Annotated in this window: 16 protein-coding genes; 14 read left to right on the plus strand and 2 right to left on the minus strand. The window is 45.9% G+C overall.

Going from position 1 to position 22,685, the window contains the following annotated elements:
- Nucleotides 1–378: 378 nt before the first annotated feature.
- The 7 genes from KTG12_RS07635 (at nucleotide 379) to KTG12_RS07665 (ending at nucleotide 12,174) form a co-directional block, all read left to right on the plus strand.
- A complete protein-coding gene (locus tag KTG12_RS07635; protein ID WP_081579096.1) occupies nucleotides 379–789 on the plus strand; it encodes a DUF6769 family protein in 411 nt (136 codons plus the stop codon).
- Between the two features lie 93 nt (nucleotides 790–882).
- Complete coding sequence (locus tag KTG12_RS07640) at nucleotides 883–2,079, plus strand: efflux RND transporter periplasmic adaptor subunit (RefSeq protein ID WP_138273030.1); 1,197 nt, start codon at nucleotides 883–885, stop codon at nucleotides 2,077–2,079.
- A gap of 23 nt (nucleotides 2,080–2,102) precedes the next feature.
- Entirely contained in the window at nucleotides 2,103–5,219 is a 3,117-nt protein-coding gene (locus KTG12_RS07645) for an efflux RND transporter permease subunit (protein WP_138273029.1), read from the plus strand.
- A complete protein-coding gene (locus tag KTG12_RS07650; protein ID WP_022321485.1) occupies nucleotides 5,216–6,397 on the plus strand; it encodes a TolC family protein in 1,182 nt (393 codons plus the stop codon). The genes KTG12_RS07645 and KTG12_RS07650 overlap by 4 nt, the downstream gene beginning before the upstream one ends.
- Nucleotides 6,398–6,566: 169 nt before the next feature.
- A complete protein-coding gene (locus KTG12_RS07655; protein WP_022321484.1) occupies nucleotides 6,567–8,876 on the plus strand; it encodes a GH92 family glycosyl hydrolase in 2,310 nt (769 codons plus the stop codon).
- 66 nt (nucleotides 8,877–8,942) lie between these two features.
- Nucleotides 8,943–11,180, plus strand: a complete 2,238-nt coding sequence (locus tag KTG12_RS07660) for a GH92 family glycosyl hydrolase (protein ID WP_371745027.1) — start codon at nucleotides 8,943–8,945, stop codon at nucleotides 11,178–11,180.
- A gap of 451 nt (nucleotides 11,181–11,631) precedes the next feature.
- Nucleotides 11,632–12,174: a UpxY family transcription antiterminator gene (locus KTG12_RS07665; RefSeq protein WP_005638789.1), complete on the plus strand. Its 543-nt coding sequence runs from the start codon at nucleotides 11,632–11,634 to the stop codon at nucleotides 12,172–12,174.
- A gap of 10 nt (nucleotides 12,175–12,184) precedes the next feature.
- Here KTG12_RS07665 and KTG12_RS07670 read toward each other — a convergent pair whose 3' ends face one another.
- Both KTG12_RS07670 and KTG12_RS07675 read right to left on the minus strand, forming a co-directional pair.
- Nucleotides 12,185–13,708, minus strand: a complete 1,524-nt coding sequence (locus tag KTG12_RS07670; RefSeq protein ID WP_005638788.1) for a cobyric acid synthase — start codon at nucleotides 13,706–13,708, stop codon at nucleotides 12,185–12,187.
- Nucleotides 13,705–14,208 carry a GNAT family N-acetyltransferase gene (locus KTG12_RS07675; RefSeq protein WP_005638787.1) on the minus strand — a complete coding sequence of 168 codons (504 nt, stop codon included), beginning with the start codon at nucleotides 14,206–14,208 and terminating at the stop codon, nucleotides 13,705–13,707. Before KTG12_RS07675 ends, KTG12_RS07670 begins: the two co-directional genes overlap by 4 nt.
- Before the next feature lie 768 nt (nucleotides 14,209–14,976).
- Here KTG12_RS07675 and KTG12_RS07680 point away from each other — a divergent pair.
- The 7 genes from KTG12_RS07680 to KTG12_RS07710 all read left to right on the plus strand — a co-directional run bounded on the left by KTG12_RS07680 (nucleotide 14,977) and on the right by KTG12_RS07710 (nucleotide 22,681).
- Nucleotides 14,977–15,567: a hypothetical protein gene (locus KTG12_RS07680; RefSeq protein ID WP_005638780.1), complete on the plus strand. Its 591-nt coding sequence runs from the start codon at nucleotides 14,977–14,979 to the stop codon at nucleotides 15,565–15,567.
- A gap of 1 nt (nucleotide 15,568) precedes the next feature.
- Nucleotides 15,569–16,441, plus strand: coding sequence for a DUF2764 domain-containing protein (locus tag KTG12_RS07685; protein WP_005638778.1), 873 nt, complete (start codon nucleotides 15,569–15,571; stop codon nucleotides 16,439–16,441).
- A gap of 109 nt (nucleotides 16,442–16,550) precedes the next feature.
- A complete protein-coding gene (locus KTG12_RS07690; protein WP_122116162.1) occupies nucleotides 16,551–18,308 on the plus strand; it encodes a V-type ATP synthase subunit A in 1,758 nt (585 codons plus the stop codon).
- An 8-nt stretch (nucleotides 18,309–18,316) separates the two neighbouring features.
- Nucleotides 18,317–19,636, plus strand: coding sequence for a V-type ATP synthase subunit B (locus KTG12_RS07695; protein WP_005638774.1), 1,320 nt, complete (start codon nucleotides 18,317–18,319; stop codon nucleotides 19,634–19,636).
- A gap of 75 nt (nucleotides 19,637–19,711) precedes the next feature.
- Complete coding sequence (locus KTG12_RS07700; RefSeq protein WP_005638772.1) at nucleotides 19,712–20,335, plus strand: V-type ATP synthase subunit D; 624 nt, start codon at nucleotides 19,712–19,714, stop codon at nucleotides 20,333–20,335.
- Complete coding sequence (locus KTG12_RS07705; protein ID WP_005638769.1) at nucleotides 20,332–22,152, plus strand: V-type ATP synthase subunit I; 1,821 nt, start codon at nucleotides 20,332–20,334, stop codon at nucleotides 22,150–22,152. Before KTG12_RS07700 ends, KTG12_RS07705 begins: the two co-directional genes overlap by 4 nt.
- 76 nt (nucleotides 22,153–22,228) lie before the next feature.
- Nucleotides 22,229–22,681, plus strand: coding sequence for a hypothetical protein (locus tag KTG12_RS07710; protein WP_005638767.1), 453 nt, complete (start codon nucleotides 22,229–22,231; stop codon nucleotides 22,679–22,681).
- The last annotated feature ends 4 nt before the right edge of the window (nucleotides 22,682–22,685 follow it).

The raw sequence follows: 22,685 nt of genomic DNA on the forward strand, positions 1-22,685 counted from the left end.
CTCTTTTTTCATCTTTGTTGACTTTTATGAAGTCAACCTATTTCAGGACGAGACACTCCTTTGTCACTCATGAAATATGGAGCTTTTATCATATGATTGAAAAACAATATGGTTCTTCATTCCACAAAAGCTATCTCTTTTTTTGGCAGAAATAAGCACATAATTTCACGAACACCCCCATGTTGCCACCCTTTACATCCGGGTGTACCACCCCTCTTCACCCGGATGTAAAGGGTGGCAACATGGGGGTGTCTGGCAACTAAAGTGCCTTGCCAGACAATGAAAACCGCCTGGTTTGGTAAAAAACAAAACAGTTTCTTAATTTAGGAAGCATAATTGCGTAGTAATTAAAAAACTTCGTATTTTTGTATCGGAAGTATGAGAGTGAAAAAGAAAATATACCAATATGTGATGCTGCTTGTTAGTATCGTGATGCTTATGTCGGTAGTCGTACCGCACCATCACCATAGTAACGGGTTGCCTTGCTATAAATCACTTTCAGCCGAGGCGGCTCATGGTGGGCATGGAAGTTCCGAATCACATGATTGCGGATGCAACGGGCATAACATCGCACTCTACACTTCCATTTTCTCGCATGTGACAGATGGAAACGTGAATCAGTTTCTTTTCCCTTTGCTTGTATTGTTTGATTATATAAACCCTCCTGTTCCGGTCTTTTACAAGCTCTTGTTCGAGAATGACCGGGCCTACTACATCGAGTCCCTGCATGATACGTGGATTGTTTCTGCGTCAGGGCTTCGTGCGCCTCCGTATGAATTTGATTTATAATTTATGATTTATGATTTATGTGTTGATGATATAAATCATAAATCATGAACCTTCTTTTATTCATAACTCATAAATCAAAATTCATACATCATAATGAAAAAAATATATTTAGTGTGGGTGATTTTCGCCTACATCCTGGCAGGTTGCAATGGCAATACTGCGGCACATGGAGAGCATGAACATGAAGCCCACGAACACGAAGAAGGACACGACCACGATCACGAAGGGCATGACCATGAACATGAAGAGACCGGAGAAGGACATGCCGGTGAAATTTCGTTTAAGAAAGCATTGGCGGAAGCAGTCGGATTGCAGACGTCTAAGGTTGAGCCGGGTGTTTTTACCGATGTGATCAAAACAAGCGGGCGGGTGATGGCTGCGCAGGGAGAGGAGTCGACTGTGGTGGCTACGGTTCCCGGTGTGGTAACATTCGGCAACCTGTCATTTGTCGATGGAACGGCTGTTCGCAAGGGACAGGCTATTCTGAGTCTTGCTTCGAGTAGTTTGTCTGACGGTAATGTGGCGGCTAAAGCCAAATATGCGTATGAGAATGCAAAGAAAGAATATGAACGTATGGAAACCCTGGTAGGGGATAAGATCGTTTCTGCCAAAGATTTTGAACAGGCACGTCTGAATTACGAGAATGCGAAGGTGGCTTGGGAAGCGGTAGCAGGAAAACAGACTGCTAACGGTGTGTCGGTTGTTTCGCCAATAAACGGTTATCTGAAAAACTTGCAAGTGAAAGAGGGTGATTATGTGACGGTAGGCCAGCCGTTGGCCACGATTTCGCAGAATAGCCGCCTGGTGTTGCGTGCGGAGGTTTCAGAGAAATATTACAACTACTTGCCATCTATACAGTCCGCTAATTTCCGTACGCCGTACGATAACGTGACTTATAAATTGTCCGATCTGCGTGGACATCTGCTTTCTTATGGCAAGGCCTCCGATACTAACTCTTTTTATGTTTCGGTTACATTCGAGTTTGATAATAAGGGAGTTATTATTCCCGGCTCGTTTGTCGAGATCTATCTGCTTACGGCTCCGATGCAGAATGTTATCAGTGTCCCTGTTTCCGCCCTTATCGAGGAGCAGGGTGTTTATTCAGTCTTTGTTCGCGTGCATGAAGAAGCCTATAAAAAGGTTCCTGTGACATTAGGTGCCGACAACGGCTCCGAAGTCCAGATATTGAGCGGCCTGAATGCAGGTGACGAAGTTGTGACGGTCGGTGCTTACCAGATCAAGCTGGCTTCTGCTTCTAATGCAATTCCCGCACATACACATAATCATTAATGAATTGACAATTAAAAAAGATTATGCTGAATAAGATAATATATTACTCGCTGCATAACAGGTTGGTTGTATTGATCTGTTCCTTGCTGCTGATGATTGCCGGTACGTATACCGCTTTCCATACAGATGTGGATGTGTTCCCGGATTTGAATGCGCCGACCGTTGTCATTATGACGGAGGCAAACGGTATGGCGCCAGAAGAGGTAGAACGTCTGGTTACTTTTCCGGTAGAGACGGCTGTGAATGGTGCGATGGATGTGCGCCGTGTCCGTTCGTCTTCTACGACAGGTTTTTCTGTCGTGTGGGTTGAATTCGATTGGGGAACGGATATTTACCGGGCCCGTCAGATCGTTTCCGAAAAGTTGGCTGTCGTCAGTGAGAGCCTGCCGGAGAATGTCGGGAAACCGACGCTGGGCCCGCAGTCTTCCATTTTAGGGGAAATGATGATTATCGGGCTGACGGTTGATGATAGTAAGAGTGGTTCACGAATCGCCCCTACAACCCAAATGGACTTGCGTACGATTGCCGACTGGACCATCCGTCCGCGATTACTCTCGACGGGAGGAGTGGCACAGGTTGCCGTGATTGGTGGCGATATCAAGGAGTACCAGATATTGCTTGATCCCACCCGCATGAAGCACTACGGTGTAAGCTTGGGTGAAGTACTGGCCGTTACCCGCAACATGAACCGGAATGCCAATGGTGGTGTCCTTTATGAATATGATAATGAATACATCATCAGGGGTGTTCTTTCTACTGCGAATGCCGAGGAGATCGGAAAGGGAGTTGTCAAGATTGTCGGAGATTTCCCCGTTTTATTGGAAAATATCGCAACAGTGAAGATTGGCAGCAAGAGTCCGAAGCTTGGAACTGCTTCCGAACGGGCGAAACCTGCCGTGTTGATTACGGTCACGAAACAGCCGAACACCAGTACGATCGACTTGACGGAAAAGTTAGACGCGATTATGGCGGACTTGCAGAAGAACCTGCCTGCTGATGTGCACGTTTCGACCGACATATTCCGTCAGAGCCGCTTTATTGACAGCTCTATTGATAATGTGAAGAACAGTCTGTTCGAAGGCAGTTTCTTTGTTGTTATTGTTCTGTTCCTGTTCCTGATGAATATCCGTACAACGGTGATTTCGCTGGTTGCCTTGCCTCTTTCCTTGTTAGTTTCCATACTGACATTGCATTATATGGGATTGACTATTAATACCATGAGTTTGGGAGGAATGGCGATTGCTATCGGTTCGTTGGTCGATGATGCGATTGTTGATGTGGAGAATGTATATAAACGGATACGGGAAAATCATTTGTTGCCTTCCGATCAGCAACGTTCCATTTTGGAAGTCGTGTTCGATGCATCTCGCGAAGTACGTATGCCGATTTTGAATTCGACGCTCATTATTGTGGTCAGCTTCGTGCCCCTTTTCTTCCTGAGCGGGATGGAAGGGCGTATGCTGGTGCCGCTGGGGATCGCCTTTATTGTTGCGCTGTTTGCCTCTACGGTCGTGGCGTTGACATTGACCCCCGTGTTGTGCAGCTACCTGTTGAACCGGAAGTCTACAGACAAGAAAGTAGAGAAGGAGGCATGGGTGGCCCGCAAGTTGAAAGAATTGTATGGCAAAGCCTTGAATGGAGCATTGGCACATAAAAATATGGTGTTAGGGTGTACGATTGGCCTGTTTCTTGTTGCATTGGGAATGTTCTTTACGCTGGGACGTAGCTTCCTGCCGCCATTTAACGAAGGTTCGTTTACGATCAATGTAAGCTCTCTTCCGGGCATTTCCCTCGAAGAATCGGATGAGATGGGACGACGGGCAGAAGAATTGCTGATGCAGGTTCCCGAAATCCAGACTGTTGCCCGCAAGACCGGACGTGCCGAGCTTGACGAGCATGCTTTAGGGGTAAACGTATCGGAAATCGAAGCTCCGTTTGTCTTGAAAGACCGTAGCCGCGATGCGGTTATGAATGATGTCCGTGAGAAATTGTCTACCATCAGTGGAGCTAACATCGAAATAGGACAGCCTATTTCTCATCGTATCGACGCCATGCTCTCCGGTACGGAGGCGAATATCGCAATCAAATTGTTCGGTACGGACTTGAATCTGATGTTTACGGTCGGTAACCAGATCAAGGAGGCTATACAAGGAATCCCCGGTCTGGTGGACTTGAAAGTGGAACAACAGATCGAGCGTCCGCAGCTTACCATTACACCGAAGCGTGAGTTGATGGCACAATATGGCATCACGTTGCCGGAGTTTGAGGAGTATGTCAATGTCATGCTGGGGGGCGAAGCTGTCAGCCAGGTGTATGACAATGGCAAGACATTTGACCTGACGGTAAAGACTTCGGATGAAAGCCGTGCCACAATGGAGGATATCCGTAATCTGATGATCGATGCGGGTGGTAAGAAAGTCCCGTTGAGCTATGTCGCCGAAATCCGTTCCGTGACAGGTCCGAACACGATCAATCGCGAGAATGTGCAGCGTAAGATCGTGATCAGTGGTAATGTTTCCGAGCGCGACCTCCGCAGCATCGTCAATGAGATACAGCAGAAGATAGATGCTTCCATCCAGTTGCCTGAAGGCTATCATATCGAATATGGCGGGCAGTTCGAGAGTGAACAGGCTGCCAGCCGTACGTTACTGCTTACTTCGTTGATGTCTCTGTTGGTGATCTTCCTGTTGCTCTATAATGAGTTTAAGAATGCGAAAGAGAGCGGGGTTATTCTGTTGAACCTACCGTTGGCGTTGATCGGGGGCGTGTTTATCTTGAAGCTGACTTCCGGCGAGGTGAGTATTCCGGCTATTATCGGTTTCATTTCCCTGTTCGGTATTGCCACTCGTAACGGTATGTTGCTGATCAGCCATTACACGCATCTTCGGACTGTAGAGAATGTACCGTTGAAACAAGCCGTCCTGCAAGGTTCTATGGACCGTTTGAATCCTATCCTGATGACGGCGCTCAGTTCGGCTCTCGCGTTAATCCCGCTTGCGCTGAACGGCGATTTGCCAGGCAACGAGATACAAAGTCCGATGGCGACCGTTATCTTAGGAGGTCTGCTGACATCCACTTTCCTGAACGGCTTCATCATCCCGATTGTTTATTTATTAATGAATAAAGAAGATAAAGAATGAAACGATTCATATTAACAATAGCATTGCTTTCTTCTGCATTGGTGGCCGGGGCGCAAACTTCCATCGAGGAAGTGCTCCGGAGTGTAGAGACCAATAACAAGGAATTGCAGGCAAACCGTCAGATGGTGACGGCACAAAAGTTGGAAGCCAAACTGGACAACAACCTGCCTGATCCTACCGTTACTTATTCCCATTTGTATGGAAACAAAGAGGGAATGGGATTCACCGGTGAATTAGTCGCTTCGCAATCATTTGACTTCCCGTCTTTATATATGCAACGGAACAAGCTCTCCAAGCAGAAGGGCGAAAACTACGACCGACAGGGCGAAGAAGTGCGCCAGCAGATTTTGTTGCAAGCCAAAGAAGCTTGCCTGGACTTGATCTTTCTGAATCAGCAAAAGAACCTGCTGGATATCCGTCGGAAAAGCGCCGAACAGCTTGCCGCACTCTATCAGCAACGCTTGGAACAGGGTGATGCCAATATTTTGGAAACGAACAAGATCGAACTTGAACTTTTGAACGTCCGTAACGAGGTACGCATGAACGAAGCGGCCCGTGTGAATAAACAGCGGGAACTAGAAATGCTGAACGGGGGGATTTCTATTCAGTTGACTGATACGGCTTACGAGGTTGTGGAGCTTCCGCTCTCGTTTGCCGACCTGCGCCAGGAAATCTTGGAGAATGATCGGCGTCTGTTGTCTTTGCAAAGTGCGAAGGCCGTATCATCGAGACAAATCAGTGTCAACAAGACGATGGGGCTGCCTTCGTTTGAGTTGGGTTACCGTATGAACCCATCTTCGGGTGGCGAACGTTTCAATGGCTTTTTGGTCGGCATCAGTATTCCTCTTTTCTCAAACCGCAACAATGTGAAACAGGCGAAAGCACAGAACCTTTACACCGATTTGCAACTGGAAAGCACGATGACGGCGGTAGAGAATGAATTGCTCCAACTCTATAACCAGTCGGTAGCCTTGAAGACTTCCATCGACGAGTATGGCGAAGTGCTGGAGAGCCAGAATAACCTGGCGTTGTTGAATAAGGCGATCCAAGCGGGACAAATCTCGATGATCGAATATTTTGTAGACGTCACCACGCTCTATCAGAGTATGCAGAATCATATGCAGTTGCAGAATGAATACCAGAAGGTGATGGCGCAACTGTATAAGTTCAAACTATAGAGTTGATATCAGGACTCATTAAAAAGCAGTTTTGATCAGAAGGGCGGTTGTTCATAGATGGGTAACCTCCCTTTTTATTGATTTTTGAGAAAAATCCACATTACTTGCTTTTACTTAAGGAGTTGTTTGACTTATCTTTGTAAGTAGAATATTAATCGTATAAATAAAAATGAAGAAAAAAAGTATATGGGCTTTTGCTCTTATTGCTATGCTAACCTGCCTGGGAAGGTCTGCCGTTGCGTCAGACGGTGCTTTTGACCCGGTAGAGTTTGTTAATCCTTTAATGGGGACGCAATCGTCGTTTGAGCTATCAACCGGTAACACCTATCCGGCTATAGCACGTCCTTGGGGTATGAATTTTTGGACCCCGCAAACCGGTAAGATGGGGGATGGATGGGGGTATACCTATACCGCCAATAAGATACGTGGCTTTAAACAAACCCATCAGCCAAGTCCCTGGATCAATGATTACGGGCAGTTTGCCATCATGCCGGTTGTCGGTATTCCTGAATTTGATCAGGATAGACGGGCCAGTTGGTTCTCTCATAAGAGTGAGATAGCAAAACCGTACTACTATGAAGTCTATCTGGCAGAGCATGATGTGAAAACCGAACTGACACCGACTGATCGTGCTGCCATGTTTCGTTTCACTTTCCCGGAAAACGAACATTCCTATGTCGTAGTGGATGCGTTTGACAAAGGTTCCTATATCAAAGTGATCCCTGAAGAAAACAAGGTTATCGGTTATACGACCAAGAATAGCGGTGGTGTACCGGATAATTTCAAAAACTATTTCGTTATCGAATTTGATAAACCTTTCACTTATGAAGCAACTTTTGCCGATGCAACTTTGAAGGAAGGTGTTCGTGAGCAACAATCCGACCATGTCGGTGCCGTTATCGGTTTTAAGACGACGAAAGGCGAGATTGTACATGCAAAGGTCGCTTCTTCGTTTATCAGTTTCGAACAAGCTTCGCTCAATCTGAAAGAGTTGGGTTCTGACAATTTTGACACATTGGTACAAAAAGGCAAAGATGTTTGGAATAAGGAGTTGAGTAAGATCGAAGTGGAAGGTGGCACTCTGGACCAGTATCGGACGTTCTATTCCTGCATGTACCGTTCGCTTCTGTTTCCCCGTAAGTTTTATGAAATAGACGCCTTAGGGAAAGTTGTACATTATAGTCCTTATAATGGAGAAGTATTACCGGGCTATATGTTTACGGATACTGGTTTCTGGGATACTTTCCGTAGTCTGTTCCCGTTCCTGAACCTGATGTACCCGACCATGTCGAAAGAAATGCAGGAAGGTTTGATCAATGCTTATAAGGAAAGCGGTTTCTTCCCCGAATGGGCAAGTCCCGGACATCGTGGTTGTATGGTGGGCAACAATTCCGCTTCGGTTTTGGTGGATGCTTACGTCAAAGGTATAAAGGTGGATGATCTCGAAACATTGTACAAAGGTTTGATCCACGGAACGGAAAATGTACATCCGACGGTTTCTTCCACCGGCCGCTTAGGACATGAATATTACAACAAATTGGGCTATGTGCCTTATGATGTAAAGATTAACGAGAATGCTGCTCGTACGTTGGAATATGCCTATAATGATTGGTGTATCTACCAGATTGCAAAAGATCTGGGACGTCCCAAAAAAGAACTGGATTTGTATGCCAAACGTGCAATGAACTATAAAAACTTGTTTGATAAGGAGACCAAATTGATGCGCGGAAAGAATAAGGACGGCAACTTCATGACTCCTTTCTCGCCGTTGAAATGGGGAGATGCTTTTACAGAAGGGAATAGCTGGCATTATACATGGTCGGTTTTTCACGATCCGCAGGGATTGATCGATTTGATGGGGGGACGAAAAGAATTCATCACTATGCTGGATTCCGTATTTGCTGTTCCTCCCGTATTTGATGATAGTTATTATGGACAGGTTATCCATGAGATTCGTGAAATGCAGATTATGAATATGGGAAACTATGCACATGGCAACCAACCGATCCAGCATATGATTTATCTGTACAATTATGCCGGTGAGCCTTGGAAAGCCCAATATTGGCTACGTCAGGTGATGGACCGTATGTACACTCCGACACCGGATGGCTATTGTGGTGACGAAGATAACGGACAGACTTCCGCCTGGTATGTATTCTCTGCTCTTGGCTTTTATCCGGTTGCTCCCGGAACGACACAATATGTATTGGGCGCACCTTTGTTTAAGAAAGCCACTTTGCATTTTGAAAATGGAAAGAGCTTGGTTGTCAATGCACCGGAGAACAGCGACAAGAATATCTATATCGAGTCTATGTCTTTTAACGGAAAGAATTATACGAAAAACTATCTGGAACATTTCGAACTGCTGAAAGGCGGTGTCTTGGATATCAAAATGGGAGATGAGCCGAATATGAACAGAGGAGTGAGTCCGGAAGATTTTCCATATTCATTTTCAGTAAATGAAAAACAAAAGAAATAAACAATGGAGATACTAAAGAAAACAGGAAAATTTTTATTGGGCGTCGTGATCGGAGTTGCCATCATGATGTTTGCCGATAGGTATTATGTCAAAGGAAAACGGTTGATCGCCGATAACCTGCCGAAAGAACCGGTAGAATATGTTAACCCTTATATGGGGAACATCAGCCATCTGTTGGTGCCGACTTATCCGACCGTCCATCTGCCTAACAGTATGTTGCGTGTCTATCCCGAACGTGGTGATTTTACGGGAGACCGGTTGGGTGGGTTGCCTCTCATCGTGACAAGCCATCGAGGTAGTTCGGCTTTCAACCTGAGTCCTTATCAGGGTGATGAGGCGGGTCTGAAACCTGTTATCCAGTATAGTTACGATCGGGAAAAGATTGTCCCGTATCGATATCAGGTATATTTGGATGAGGCGAATATCGAGGTCGATTATGCTCCATCTCACCAGAGCGCGGTTTATAGCCTTACGTTCGAGAAAGACGGACCGGCTTATCTGGTGTTCAATAGCCGGAATGGAGAGTTGAAATGTGATGGAAACACTGTCAGTGGTTTTCAATATGTAGATAAGAAAACAAAGGTCTATTTATATGCCGAAACAGACAAGACACCGGAGAAATCCGGTGTCCTGGCCAGTGGAACCGTGAAGTATGGTAAATCGTCCGTAGAGGGAAAAGATGCCGCCTTGACATTGGCTTTCTCCGGTCAGAAAGAGATCGGTGTGCGCTATGGAATCTCTTTTATTAGCACAGAACAAGCCCGGAAGAACCTGGAACGTGAGATCAACTCATATGATGTAAGTGCAATCGCCCGGATCGGACGAAACGAATGGAACGATGCTTTAGGCAAGATACAGGTAAGTGGAGGAAGTGAAAACGACAAGACCGTTTTCTATACTTCCTTATACCGTTGTTATGAACGTCCGGTGAATCTGAGCGAAGACGGTAAATACTATAGTGCTTTTGATGGCAAGATACATGAAGACGGTGGCCGTTCGTTCTATACCGACGACTGGATTTGGGATACCTATCGTGCTACCCATCCGCTTCGTATCCTGATCGATAAAGAACGTGAGACCGATATTATCAACTCTTATCTCTTGATGGCCCAGCAAATGGGGACGAACTGGATGCCGACATTCCCTGAAGTGACCGGCGACTCCCGCCGTATGAACTCCAACCATGCCGTTGCCACTGTTATCGATGCTTGGCGGAAAGGTGTTCGCGGTTTCGATCTTGAAAAAGCATATGAAGCAGCCCGTAAGGGTATCGAAGAGAAAACGTTGATCCCCTGGTCGGCGGCTCCTTCCGGATGGTTGGATGAATTTTATAAGGAACATGGCTATATTCCAGCTTTGAAACCGGGTGAAAAAGAAACGGTGGCTGATGTCTCTCCGTGGGAAAAGCGCCAACCGGTTGCCGTTACCTTAGGAACGGCTTATGACGAATGGTGTCTTTCTCAGATCGCGGCCGAACTGGGGAAGAAAGAGGATGCGGAATATTTCCTTGCCCGGTCTTATAACTACCGGAATCTCTTTAATCCGGAAACCCGTTTCTTCCATCCGAAGGATAAGGACGGTAAGTTTATCGAAGGTGTGGATTATCGGTATTCTGGTGGTTTGGGTGCTCGCGATTATTATGATGAAAATAATGGTTATATTTATCGTTGGGATGTACAACACAATATCGGCGACTTGGTTTCGCTTATCGGAGGAAACGAGGTCTTTACGGCTGCTCTCGATTCGATGTTTGATACTCCTTTAGGAATGTCCAAGTGGCAATTCTACTCGTTTTTGCCTGATCATACCGGCAATGTCGGAATGTTCTCGATGGCAAATGAACCGAGCCTGCATATCCCGTATCTGTATAATTATGCCGGACAACCCTGGAAGACGCAGAAACGCATCCGTGTCCTGCTTGACCAATGGTTCCGTAACGACCTGATGGGAGTTCCAGGTGATGAGGACGGGGGAGGCATGTCTGCCTTTGTGGTGTTTAGCATGATGGGATTTTATCCGGTGACACCAGGATCTCCGACTTACAATATCGGCAGTCCGGTCTTTTCGGATGTGAAGATCGACCTCGGAGGTGGCAATGTGTTCGAGATCGTGGCTGATGGCGCTTCCCATGATAATAAATATGTGCAATCGGCTACGTTGAACGGCGAAGAGTTGAGTGGGCCTTGGTTTGACCATAGTCGGATTACCGCCGGCGGTGTCCTGTCTCTGAAGATGGGACCGAAAGCAAATAAGAAATGGGGGATTGGAAATCCTCCGCCATCGGTGGGTCCGATGCAGAAGTAATGAAAAGCGGTGTGTCAAAATGTACTTGTCTCCGCTCCTACAGGGGGGTGCAAAAGAACAGGTCTTATCAATCAGATATTTATATGGTCTGTTTTTATGTGATCCTATGTGGAGTACGGGAACAAGGCTGTTTTGCACACCGCGTTTTTATTCGAGTGGTAGTGTGAACCAGAAAGTAGAACCGGAACCTTTTACAGAGTCGACCCCGATTGCCCCGTTCAAACTCTCGATGATGGTCCTACTGATTGTCTTCCGGAATATTCGGCTTTTGAAATATATTGATGTCGATATACATACGTTCAGCATCAAAGAAATTCAGATAAGTCTTCTCTTGAATAGTGTGTATATTTGTTCGTACAGAGATAATTATTGATATTCAGGGAAAATAACAAGATTAATCCGGCTCGTTCGGAAATGGATAAAGGTTTATTGAATATGGGCCATTCCATGTATGAAAAATAGTCGTATATTTGTGTACGTTATGGAGAAAAAAGAACTTAAGATAAACGCCGATAAGACAAGTTGGTATGTGTTGTATACCGCTCCCAGGGCGGAAAAGCAGGTGAGGGACCGGATCAATGCGCTTGGAGTCGAGTGCTGGCTTCCGCTTCATCGTGCGCCCAGGGTCTGGTCTGACCGTGTCAAAATCGTGGAGTTGCCATTATTTAACTCTTATCTGTTTGTACGGTGTACCGACCCGGAGTTAAGAAATCTGACCCGAGTGTATGGCGTGGCCCGTATCGTCTATTACAATGGAAAACCGGCCGTTGTCCGCCAGAAGGAGATCGATGCCATTCAGGATTTTCTCGACCAAGCATCCGAACATGCTTTATGCCCCGGCGAAGAGGTCGAGATCCTTTGCGGAGCCATGAAACATGTTTCCGGAAAAGTAAAGAAGATTAAAAAGAATCATTTAGTTCTTTACCTTGAACAATTAGGGGCTACAGTCTGTGTCAAACTAGATGACGTTGCCAGGGTGGACCGGTTGAAATAATTGACAATTGTCAAACCAGTTGCCGATAGATATAATCCATATCGACATGTTTCCTGACTAAATTCGCCAACTTGTCGTATTGTTCTTCTTTGAATGCTGCATAGTCGAAAGGGTGGTCTGTTGTTTCTTTATCAAATCCTTCGGCCAGGTTGTCCAGGACTTCCGGGTTATCCAGTATTCCGTGCATATAGCTGCCCCAGCATGTGTTATCCAGATAATAACCGTCCGTCCGTCCGTCGTTGAGGACGGCCACCGGATTTTCTGGAGCGTCGCCAAGCAGAGTTGTTCGTCCCATGTGTATCTCGTAGCCGCGACAGCCGTAGGAGATGGTTCGCGAACCGCTTTTACAGGAACCGTCCTTGCATAGCCCAGGCAGAAAGGCAAAGGTGCTTTGGCGAGTTATTTTTTCCGGTTCGATGATCGTACATTGCGGTAGCAGGCCCAGTCCGGGAACGGCGGGCAGGTTTCCTTCGATGGCTTTCGGGTCCTCGAGGCGTGCTCCCATCATTTGATACCCTCCACAGATGCCGATAACTTTTTTCCCGTTTTTATGGGCACGGATAATTGCATCGGCTATACCGCACGCTCGCAGGCTTTGAAGATCCGAAAGTGTATTTTTAGAGCCGGGAAGCAGGATGATATCTGCTTTTTCTATCTCGTCGATATTGTTCGTATAATAGGCATTGAAGCGAGGGTCCATATCCAATACGTCGAAGTCGGTGAAATTAGACATTCGTTTCAGCAAGATGATCGCCACGTTGATTTTTCCGTCCCGGTAAGTATTGTGTTTCATATCGAGGGCGACCGAATCTTCTTCTTCGATTTTGATATCGCGAAACCAAGGAATCACACCTACTACCGGCACACCGGTCAAGTCCTCGATAATCTTCCTGCCATCGTCAAAAAGAGATGCATCTCCCCTGAATTTATTGATAATGATCCCTTTCATCAAAACTCTTTCTTCCGGCTTCAGAAGGGCGATTGTTCCGTAAACAGATCCGAAAACGCCGCCTCTGTCTATGTCGGCAACCAAAAAGGTGGCCGCTCCTGCCTGCTCGGCCATCCGCATATTGGTGATGTCTCGGTCGCGCAGGTTTAGTTCGGAAATGCTACCGGCCCCTTCCAGGACGATCGGGCTATAGCGACTTTCCAGGCGATGGAAGGCTTCAATCGCTTCTTTGAATAATACCTCTTTTTGGTTTTGCATACCGAAATAATCCTGTGCCGACATGTTTCCGACCGGCCGGCCGTTCAAGACGACTTGGGAGCTTTTATCATTCGTCGGTTTCAGCAACACCGGGTTCATATCCGTATGCGGGGCGATCCCGCAGGCTTCGGCCTGTACCACCTGTGCACGTCCCATTTCTCCTCCTTCGGGAGTGGAGTAGGAGTTGAGTGACATATTTTGCGCCTTGAATGGTGCCGGATGATATCCGTCTTGCTTGAATATACGGCAGAAAGCTGCATTGATAACGCTTTTGCCTGCATCGGAACAAGTCCCGACAAACATGATCGGTTTTAGGCGTACGTTCATTCCTTTACCTCCATTCTCATTATGTAATCGTTCATGTAATAGCCGTTCCCGATATGGAAATCACGGGTTGCATGTTCGTGAAATCCCATATGTTTATAGAAACCTACGGCTGGGTTGTGGCGGTTTACGTTCAGTTCTATCGTAAAGGGGCTCGGATGGATCGTTTTCAGGTAGGCTATTCCCTGTTCGATAATGAAACGCCCGATTCCCGAACCATGTAGGGAAGGCAAAGAGTATATTTTTTGGAATTCATATAAATCCTTTTCTACGGTCTCGATAGACAAGTAGCCGGAAGGGACACCGTCGGCATAGATGATGAAGAACTGGTGATGAAGTTCGCTCATTTGCTTTTGAAGGCTTTCATTACTGTACATCATCTCGAACATATAGTCGAGTTGTTCGCGGGAGAGGATGGAACCATAGGTCGGTTCCCAGATATTGGATGCCAGAGTCTGGATAAGGGGACAATCGGCAAGGGTTGCTTTTTCGATGGAAAACATATATTTTGGATTTACAATGAATGATAAAAAATTGTGACGCAAAGATAGAATGCGAATTGTCATTTCGATAGAAAAAAGACTGTTTTGAATAGATTTGGAACGTTAAAAAATATTACTTGCTATGCTTGCCGCTAAGAGCCTGTTTGAATTTAGCATTTGTTGGTTTTGAGAGTTGTATTGATGTTTTTCTGTAGGAGATGCCGTCTTTTTTCATGAAACACGTGACTTATTTTGCTTCAAACAGGCAGAAAAAGTGCCGAAGATTCCCGTTTACAGGCTTTTGACACCCGGATGTGAACGGTCTTGACACCCGAGTGTGAATGATATCGAGACCCGGGTGTCAATGGGTTTATCTTATTATGTTATTGAAAATAAGTCATGTGAAGAAAAATATCGGACAGGCAGTTAATGACAGTATGATAGATGGAAAAGGCATCCATCATACCTACTATCATTGCTTTTGTCCTTTGATATTCAATTGATAAAAGGCGATTAGTGATAGTATGACAGTAGTTTTTCAAAATATATAAATATGATAGATATGGTCTGGTTCTGATATTTTTTAATTCAAACTTGGAAAAGTTTTGCGAAAAGGGTATTTTATCTGTTATCTATCACAAGCTGGTGGCGACCATCCCGACTAACCAGTGGTGTGAAAAATTGTATAATCGCAAATTTTTAGGATAGACTGAATGCTAATTCAAAGAAAAGAATAACTTTGTAGGCGTTTAATACTTACGTGGGAACAACTTAAAAAAATATATAGAAATGGATACAAAGATTCAGGAACTGACCGACAAAATCTACAAAGAAGGTGTAGAGAAAGGCAACGAAGAAGCAGGGCGAATCATTGCCGATGCAAATGCTCAGAAACAGGCTATTTTGACTGAGGCAGAAGCAGAAGCAAAGCGTATTGTGGCACAGGCTGAAAAGCAGGCCGCCGAGTTGAAAAAGAATACGGAAGCCGAGTTGAAGCTGTTTGCTACCCAATCTGTAGAAGCACTGAAGAGCGAAGTGGTAAATCTCATTACGGGAAAAATTACTTCCTCCAATGTGAAAGCGATCGTTTCTGATACTGCATTTATGCAGAAAGTGATTTTAGAAATGGCAAAGGAATGGGTTGTGAAGGAGGCGATTACGATCCGGACGGCCGATGCCGATGCTCTCACCAAATATTTTGAAGCCAATGCCAAAAGCCTCTTGGACGGAGGTGTGAAGATTGAAAAAGTGAGCGGCCATGATGCTTCTTTCACAATCGTCCCGGCTGACGGTTCGTATAAAGTAAGTTTCGGAGAAGACGAGTTTGTTGCTTTCTTCAAGGAATTCCTTCGTCCAGGATTGGTAGAAATGCTGTTCTGATATGGGTAAATATTATTGCTTAATCGCAGGACTCCCCAATATTGCGCTCGATGATAGTAAATTGACCTATTCCATCAGTCAATTCAGACAGGAATTGGACGGTATACTGACGAAGGCCGATAAGAAGTTGATCGATCTGTTCTTTCTCAAATTCGACAATAAGAACCTGATTGCTCATGCCAAACAACCGGATCGTGATCCGGATCCACGGGGACGTATAACGTATGATGAGTTTGATGCTCTTTACAAAGCGTTGAAGGAAGAAGAAAAGCCACCCAAGAATGACCGGATACCTCCTTATTTCAAAGAGTTTTTCAAGCTTTATCTTGAAGCACAAGGCAAAGAAAACAAACAGGAAATTCCCTGGGAAGACCGTCTGGCAGCCCTCTATTATGCGTATGCCATGAAAAATGCGAATAAGTTCGTCAGCGATTGGTTCTGCTTAAACTTGAATATCAACAATATGTTGACCGCTATTACCTGCCGTAAACATGGTTTCGATAAAGCCGGGTATATCGTCGGAGATAATGAAGTAGCCCAGGCGCTTCGTACATCCAATGCCCGTGATTTCGGGTTGGGAGACACGGTGGATTATTTGCCTGATCTCTGGCGTATTGCTGAGGAAACGGATTTGATGGTTCGCGAGAAGAAAGTGGACCTTTTGAAGTGGGAATGGCTCGAAGAACATACATTCTTTAAGCCTTTCGATATAGAGAGTGTATTTGCTTATCTGCTGAAGTTGGAAATGATCGAACGCTGGGTGATGCTGGATAAGGCGACCGGTGAAAAGACTTTCCGTGAGATCGTCGGAGCGATGAAGAAAGGCAGCGAGCATGCCCTGGAAGAATTTGGAAAATTAAAAATGAAGAATTAAAAATTAAAAAATAAAAGAGTTAAGGATAAAGGAGTAAGGAATTTTCAAGGATTGAGTTCGACGCACAATCTTGATTTTTTAATTCTTAATTCTTAATTAATTAAACGTTATGGCTACGAAAGGAATTGTAAAAGGGATCGTCTCCAACCTTGTTACCGTAGAGGTGGATGGACCGGTTTCCCAAAATGAGATCTGTTACATTTCCGTAGGAGGCGTGAAGCTGATGGCGGAAGTTATTAAGGTAATAGGCAAGAATGCTTTTGTACAGGTATTTGAGAGCACTCGCGGTATGCGGGTGGGTGACGAAGCCGAGTTTGAAGGACATATGTTGGAGGTAACGTTGGGACCGGGTATGTTGTCACGCAACTACGATGGTTTGCAGAATGACCTCGATAAGATGGAAGGCGTTTTCCTCAGGCGTGGAGAATATACGTTCCCGTTGGACAATGATAAGTTGTGGGATTTCAAACCTCTTGCCAAAGTGGGTGACAAGGTGGCTGCTGGTGGCTGGTTGGGTGAAGTGGACGAAAATTTCCAGCCTCACAAGATCATGGTTCCTTTTACCTTCAAAGGAGAATATACGGTCAAGAGCCTGAAAGAAGCAGGACAATATACAATAGGAGAGGTGATAGCCGTCTTGACGGACGAAACCGGCAAAGATGTGGAGGTGACGATGATACAACGCTGGCCGGTAAAACGTGCCATCACCTGTTACAAAGAAAAACCACGTCCTTATAAGTTGCTCGAAACGGGTGTCCGTACGATCGATACGGTAAATCCGATCGTAGAAGGTGGTACAGGATTTATCCCCGGACCGTTCGGAACCGGAAAGACCGTGCTTCAGCACGCTATCTCCAAACAGGCTGAGGCAGATATCGTAATCATTGCCGCCTGCGGCGAGCGTGCGAACGAGGTAGTGGAAATCTTTACCGAGTTCCCGGAACTGATCGACCCGCATACGGGCCGTAAGTTGATGGAGCGTACCATCATTATCGCGAATACGTCAAACATGCCTGTGGCTGCCCGTGAAGCATCCGTATATACGGCTATGACGATCGCCGAGTATTACAGGAGCATGGGATTGAAGGTGCTTTTAATGGCTGACTCGACTTCCCGTTGGGCACAGGCTTTGCGCGAGATGTCCAACCGCTTGGAAGAACTTCCCGGACCGGACGCGTTTCCGATGGACTTGTCTGCAATCGTGGCTAACTTCTATGCACGTGCCGGCTATGTACATTTGAATAATGGTGAAACGGGTTCCGTAACTTTCATCGGTACGGTATCGCCTGCCGGTGGTAACCTGAAAGAGCCTGTGACGGAAAATACGAAGAAAGTGGCCCGTTGTTTCTATGCTTTGGAACAGGAGCGTGCCGACCGTAAACGTTATCCGGCCGTGAATCCGATCGACAGTTATTCCAAGTATCTGGAATATCCCGAATTCCAGGAATATATTGCGGGTCATATCTCTCCGACCTGGATCGACAAGGTGAACGAGATCAAGACTCGTATGTTGCGCGGTAAGGAAATTTCCGAACAGATCAATATCCTCGGTGACGACGGCGTACCTGTAGAATATCACGTGATTTTCTGGAAATCGGAACTGATCGACTTCGTGATCCTGCAACAGGATGCATTCGATGCGATCGACGCGGTAACCCCTCTTGCGCGTCAGGAGTTTATGCTGAACAAGGTTGTGAAGATTTGTCATGCCGAGTTCAAGTTCAACACTTTCCTCGAAGTAATGGAATACTTTAAGAAGATGATCAACATCTTTAAGCAGATGAACTATTCCGAATATGAGAGCGAACAGTTCAAGAAGTTTAACGACCAACTTGACGCACTGATTGCAGAGCGCGAAGATAAATAATAGAGTGTATGGCAACAAAAGCATTTCAAAAGATATATACAAAGATTACCCAGATTACAAAAGCTACCTGTTCGCTGAAAGCGACGGGAGTAGGGTATGACGAGTTGGCCTCTGTCGACGGCAAGCTGGCTCAGGTGGTAAAGATTATCGGCGATGAAGTGACCTTGCAGGTCTTTTCCGGTACGGAAGGTATCCGTACGAATGCCGAAGTCGTGTTCATGGGAAAAGCGCCTTCGTTGAAAGTCGGGGACCAGTTGGCCGGCCGTTTCTTTAACGCGTATGGTGATCCGATCGATGGCGGTCCTGTTCCCGAAGGCAAAGATGTTGAAATCGGCGGTCCGTCTGTGAATCCGGTTCGTCGTCAGCAACCTTCCGAACTGATCGCTACGGGTATTGCCGGTATCGACTTGAACAATACGTTGGTAACTGGACAGAAGATCCCGTTTTTTGCTGACCCCGACCAGCCGTTCAACCAGGTAATGGCAATGGTTGCCTTGCGTGCCCAGTCCGATAAGATTATCCTAGGCGGTATGGGGATGACGAATGACGACTATTTGTTCTTTAAGAATACGTTTAGCAATGCCGGTGCGCTGGATCGTATCGTCAGCTTTATCAATACGACGGAAGACCCCTCTGTAGAACGTATCCTGATCCCCGATATGGCCTTATGTGCGGCCGAATATTTTGCCGTGCAGAAGAACGAAAAAGTGTTGGTGTTGCTTACCGACATGACCAACTACGCGGATGCTTTGGCTATCGTGTCCAACCGTATGGACCAGATCCCGTCGAAGGACTCCATGCCGGGTTCCTTGTATTCCGATTTGGCTAAGATTTACGAAAAAGCAGTTCAGTTCCCTGCCGGTGGTTCGATCACGATTATTGCCGTGACGACTTTGTCCGGTGGTGATATCACGCATGCTGTGCCTGACAATACAGGTTACATCACCGAAGGGCAGTTGTACCTCCGTAAGGATAGCGATGTCGGCAAGGTAATCGTCGACCCGTTCCGAAGTCTGTCCCGTCTGAAACAATTGGTGACCGGGAAGAAGACACGCGAGGATCATCCGCAGGTGATGAATGCCGCCGTTCGCCTATATGCCGATGCCGCTAATGCGAAGACGAAGATGGAGAACGGTTTCGACCTGACGGACTACGATAACCGTACGTTGGCTTTTGCAAAGGATTATTCCGAAAAGCTATTGGCTATCGATGTCAATCTCGATACGACCGAAATGCTCGATGTGGCATGGGACTTGTTCGGTGAGTATTTCGAACCTGCCGAAGTGAACATCAAACAGGCGTTGGTCGACAAATACTGGAAGAAATAAAAGAATTCTGATTCATAATTTATGAATTATCATCGACTCATAAGTTATGAATCAGAAATCATAAATGTATAGAAAATGGCAATAAAGTTTCAATATAATAAAACCTCTCTTCAGCAATTGGAAAAGCAACTGAAGATGCGTGAGCGTTCCCTGCCGACGATCAAAAGTAAGGAAAGCGCCCTGCGTATCGAAGTGAAGCGGACCAAAGATGAAGTGACGAAATTGGAACTTCAGCTTGAACAGGAGATACAGAGCTATGAAAACATGATGGCTTTGTGGAACGAGTTTAATCCCGAACTGATTGCGGTACGGGATGTTTCTCTTTCTACCAAAAAGATAGCCGGTGTAGTGGTCCCTGTGTTGGACGAGATCGAATTCGAGATCGGCCGTTACAGCCTGTTCAATGCCCCTGCTTGGTTTACCGACGGTATCGAACTGTTGAAGAAGTTGGCGCGTACCGGCATCGAAGCTGAGTTTTCGGGTATGAAGTTGGAGTTGTTGGAGCATGCGCGGAAGAAAACCACTCAGAAAGTGAATCTTTTTGAGAAGGTACAGATTCCGGGTTATAAAGATGCGATCCGCAAAGTGAAACGATTCATGGAAGACGAGGAAAGTCTCTCCAAGTCATCACAAAAGATCATGCGGGCTAATCAGGAAAAGCGTAAAGCGAAAGAAGAAAAAGAGGAGGCTGAAGTATGATAGTAAAGATGAGCAAGTATGCCTTTATGGTATATCATAGAGAATATGATGCATTCCTCACGACTCTCCGCGAATTGGGTGTTGTGCATGTGAAGGAAACGAATTCTGTTCTGGATAATGCGGAACTACAGGCTTTGCTGGCCGAACGGAAACAGGTAAGTACAGCGATCCGCTATTGCAAGAACTTGAATTCCCAGACGAAAGAGGTGACTGTTGCTCCGGCACGCGGACTGACAAAAGCCGAAGGATTGAAGTTGGTAGGCAAGCTGGAAGAAATGCAAGAAAAGCAGGCCCAGTTACAGGCAGCGAAAGTTTCGCTGGAAAAGGATATCGCTTATATGGATATCTGGGGAGAGTTCAGCTATGCAAATATCAGGCGGTTGAAAAAGGCTGGCTTCGACGTGACGTTTTTTAGTTGCCCGACTTCCAAATACGAACCTAAATGGGGAGAAGAGTACAATGCTTTTCTTGTCAATAATTTCCAGTCGGTTACCTATTTCGTGACGGTCACCAAGACGGGAACGCCAATCGATATCGATGCTGAACGTCCGAAAATGCCCGACCGGGGATTGGCAAAACTTCATCTTGCGATGGAACAATTGCTGGATAATATCAAGGTATTGAACAATCAGTTGAAAGAGTATGCAGCTGAGCAATACAATACATTGGTAGAGTTGGAAAAGAATATCCAAAACGAATTCAATCTTTCCAATACGCTGGTGCAGACGGATCGCGAAGCCGGCGATAAGTTGATGTTGCTGGAAGGTTTTGTTCCGACGGAAGAGGCTCCGGCTATGGAGGTCGCCCTTGAAAAAGAAGGTTACTATTTCCAGGAGTTGGATATACAGGATGGGGATCGTGTTCCGATCAAGTTGAAAAATAATAAGTTCAACCGGTTGTACGAACCGATCACCAAGATGTTCTCCTTGCCGAATTACACCGAGTTCGACCCGACACCTCTTTTTGCTCCCTTCTTCATGCTCTTCTTCGGACTGTGCTTCGGAGACGGAGGATATGGTTTGTTAGTGTTATTGGCTTGCTCGTTCTTCAAGCGGAAAGTCAATCCGGACTTCAAACCTTATCTTACCTTGTTCCAGTATTTGGGCTTGGCGGCGATAATCGTCGGTACGTGTACGGGTTCTTTCTTTGGGATCGCATTGGCCGATGTTCCGGCATTATCGAAAGTGAAAGACTACTTTGTAAGCAGTGACAATTTGATGACCTTCTCAATCGTTATCGGTCTGGTTCAGATTATCTTCGGAAAGACGGTTGCCGCTTTTAAGATGAAAGCGCAAAAAGGTGTCAAATATAGTATTGCTCCTTTTGCCTGGGTTTTTGTTATTACGGCATTGGCACTGGCATTCGGGCTGCCGATGCTGAATTTGCAATTGCCCGAAACCGTCAAGACGGTCTTTATCGGTATTGCGGTTATCGGCTTGGTTGTAGCTTACCTGTATAATTCGCCGGGAAAGAATATCTTCCTGAATTTCGGTACAGGGCTTTGGAATACCTACAACATGGCTTCCGGATTGCTGGGTGACACCTTGTCGTATATCCGGTTGTTTGCAATCGGTTTGACAGGTGCGATTTTGGGGGGTGTATTCAACCAGTTGGCTGTAGATATGACGGAGGGCATGAACATCGTGCTGCGTGCGGTATGCATGTTGCTGATCCTGTTGGTCGGCCATGCTATCAACATCGGGCTTTGTACGATCAGTTCGCTTGTCCATCCTCTACGTCTTATCTTTGTCGAATATTATAAAAATGCCGAATTTGAAGGAGGAGGTAAAGAGTACCGGCCTTTTAAGAAAGCATAGGCAAACGAGGTATGTTTATCTATTATTAAAAGTAAATTAAACAATAACAAAAAAATAAATTAAAACAATTATCATTATGGAACCAATTTTATTAGCTTATCTGGGTATTGCGTTGATGACAGGTCTGACTTTCATCGGTAGTAGTTATGGGGTAACGATTGCGGGTAATGCCGTTGTCGGAGCAATGAAGAAAAATCCCGATGCACTGGGTACTTACATCGCATTAAGCGCGTTGCCCTCTTCTCAGGGATTGTATGGATTTGTAGGTTACTTCATGATGCAGAAATTTTTAGTTGATAGCATCACAATGTTGAATGCGACCGCTATCTTCGGTGCAGGCCTGGTGTTGGGTTTTGCAGGTCTGTTCTCTTCTATCCGTCAGGCAGAGGTTTGTGCAAATGGTATCGCAGGCGTTGGAGCCGGCCACAATGTGTTCGGTGCTACTATGGTGATGGCCGTATTCCCCGAATTGTATGCAATTTTGGCTTTGCTGGTTGTTATCCTGATCGGTGGTACTCTTCCGGTATAATATA

The sequence above is a fragment of the Parabacteroides sp. MSK.9.14 genome (assembly GCF_019041495.1).
GTDB lineage: Bacteria > Bacteroidota > Bacteroidia > Bacteroidales > Tannerellaceae > Parabacteroides > Parabacteroides merdae.

Coding starts and splice junctions, on each gene's coding strand:
- KTG12_RS07705 (WP_005638769.1), top strand. CDS start 20,332: ATGATAGTAAAGATGAGCAAGTATGCCTTTATGGTATATCATAGAGAA.
- KTG12_RS07685 (WP_005638778.1), top strand. CDS start 15,569: ATGGGTAAATATTATTGCTTAATCGCAGGACTCCCCAATATTGCGCTC.
- KTG12_RS07695 (WP_005638774.1), top strand. CDS start 18,317: ATGGCAACAAAAGCATTTCAAAAGATATATACAAAGATTACCCAGATT.
- KTG12_RS07650 (WP_022321485.1), top strand. CDS start 5,216: ATGAAACGATTCATATTAACAATAGCATTGCTTTCTTCTGCATTGGTG.
- KTG12_RS07710 (WP_005638767.1), top strand. CDS start 22,229: ATGGAACCAATTTTATTAGCTTATCTGGGTATTGCGTTGATGACAGGT.
- KTG12_RS07655 (WP_022321484.1), top strand. CDS start 6,567: ATGAAGAAAAAAAGTATATGGGCTTTTGCTCTTATTGCTATGCTAACC.
- KTG12_RS07640 (WP_138273030.1), top strand. CDS start 883: ATGAAAAAAATATATTTAGTGTGGGTGATTTTCGCCTACATCCTGGCA.
- KTG12_RS07680 (WP_005638780.1), top strand. CDS start 14,977: ATGGATACAAAGATTCAGGAACTGACCGACAAAATCTACAAAGAAGGT.
- KTG12_RS07660 (WP_371745027.1), top strand. CDS start 8,943: ATGTTTGCCGATAGGTATTATGTCAAAGGAAAACGGTTGATCGCCGAT.
- KTG12_RS07700 (WP_005638772.1), top strand. CDS start 19,712: ATGGCAATAAAGTTTCAATATAATAAAACCTCTCTTCAGCAATTGGAA.
- KTG12_RS07690 (WP_122116162.1), top strand. CDS start 16,551: ATGGCTACGAAAGGAATTGTAAAAGGGATCGTCTCCAACCTTGTTACC.
- KTG12_RS07665 (WP_005638789.1), top strand. CDS start 11,632: ATGAAAAATAGTCGTATATTTGTGTACGTTATGGAGAAAAAAGAACTT.
- KTG12_RS07675 (WP_005638787.1), bottom strand. CDS start 14,208: ATGTTTTCCATCGAAAAAGCAACCCTTGCCGATTGTCCCCTTATCCAG.
- KTG12_RS07645 (WP_138273029.1), top strand. CDS start 2,103: ATGCTGAATAAGATAATATATTACTCGCTGCATAACAGGTTGGTTGTA.
- KTG12_RS07670 (WP_005638788.1), bottom strand. CDS start 13,708: ATGAACGTACGCCTAAAACCGATCATGTTTGTCGGGACTTGTTCCGAT.
- KTG12_RS07635 (WP_081579096.1), top strand. CDS start 379: ATGAGAGTGAAAAAGAAAATATACCAATATGTGATGCTGCTTGTTAGT.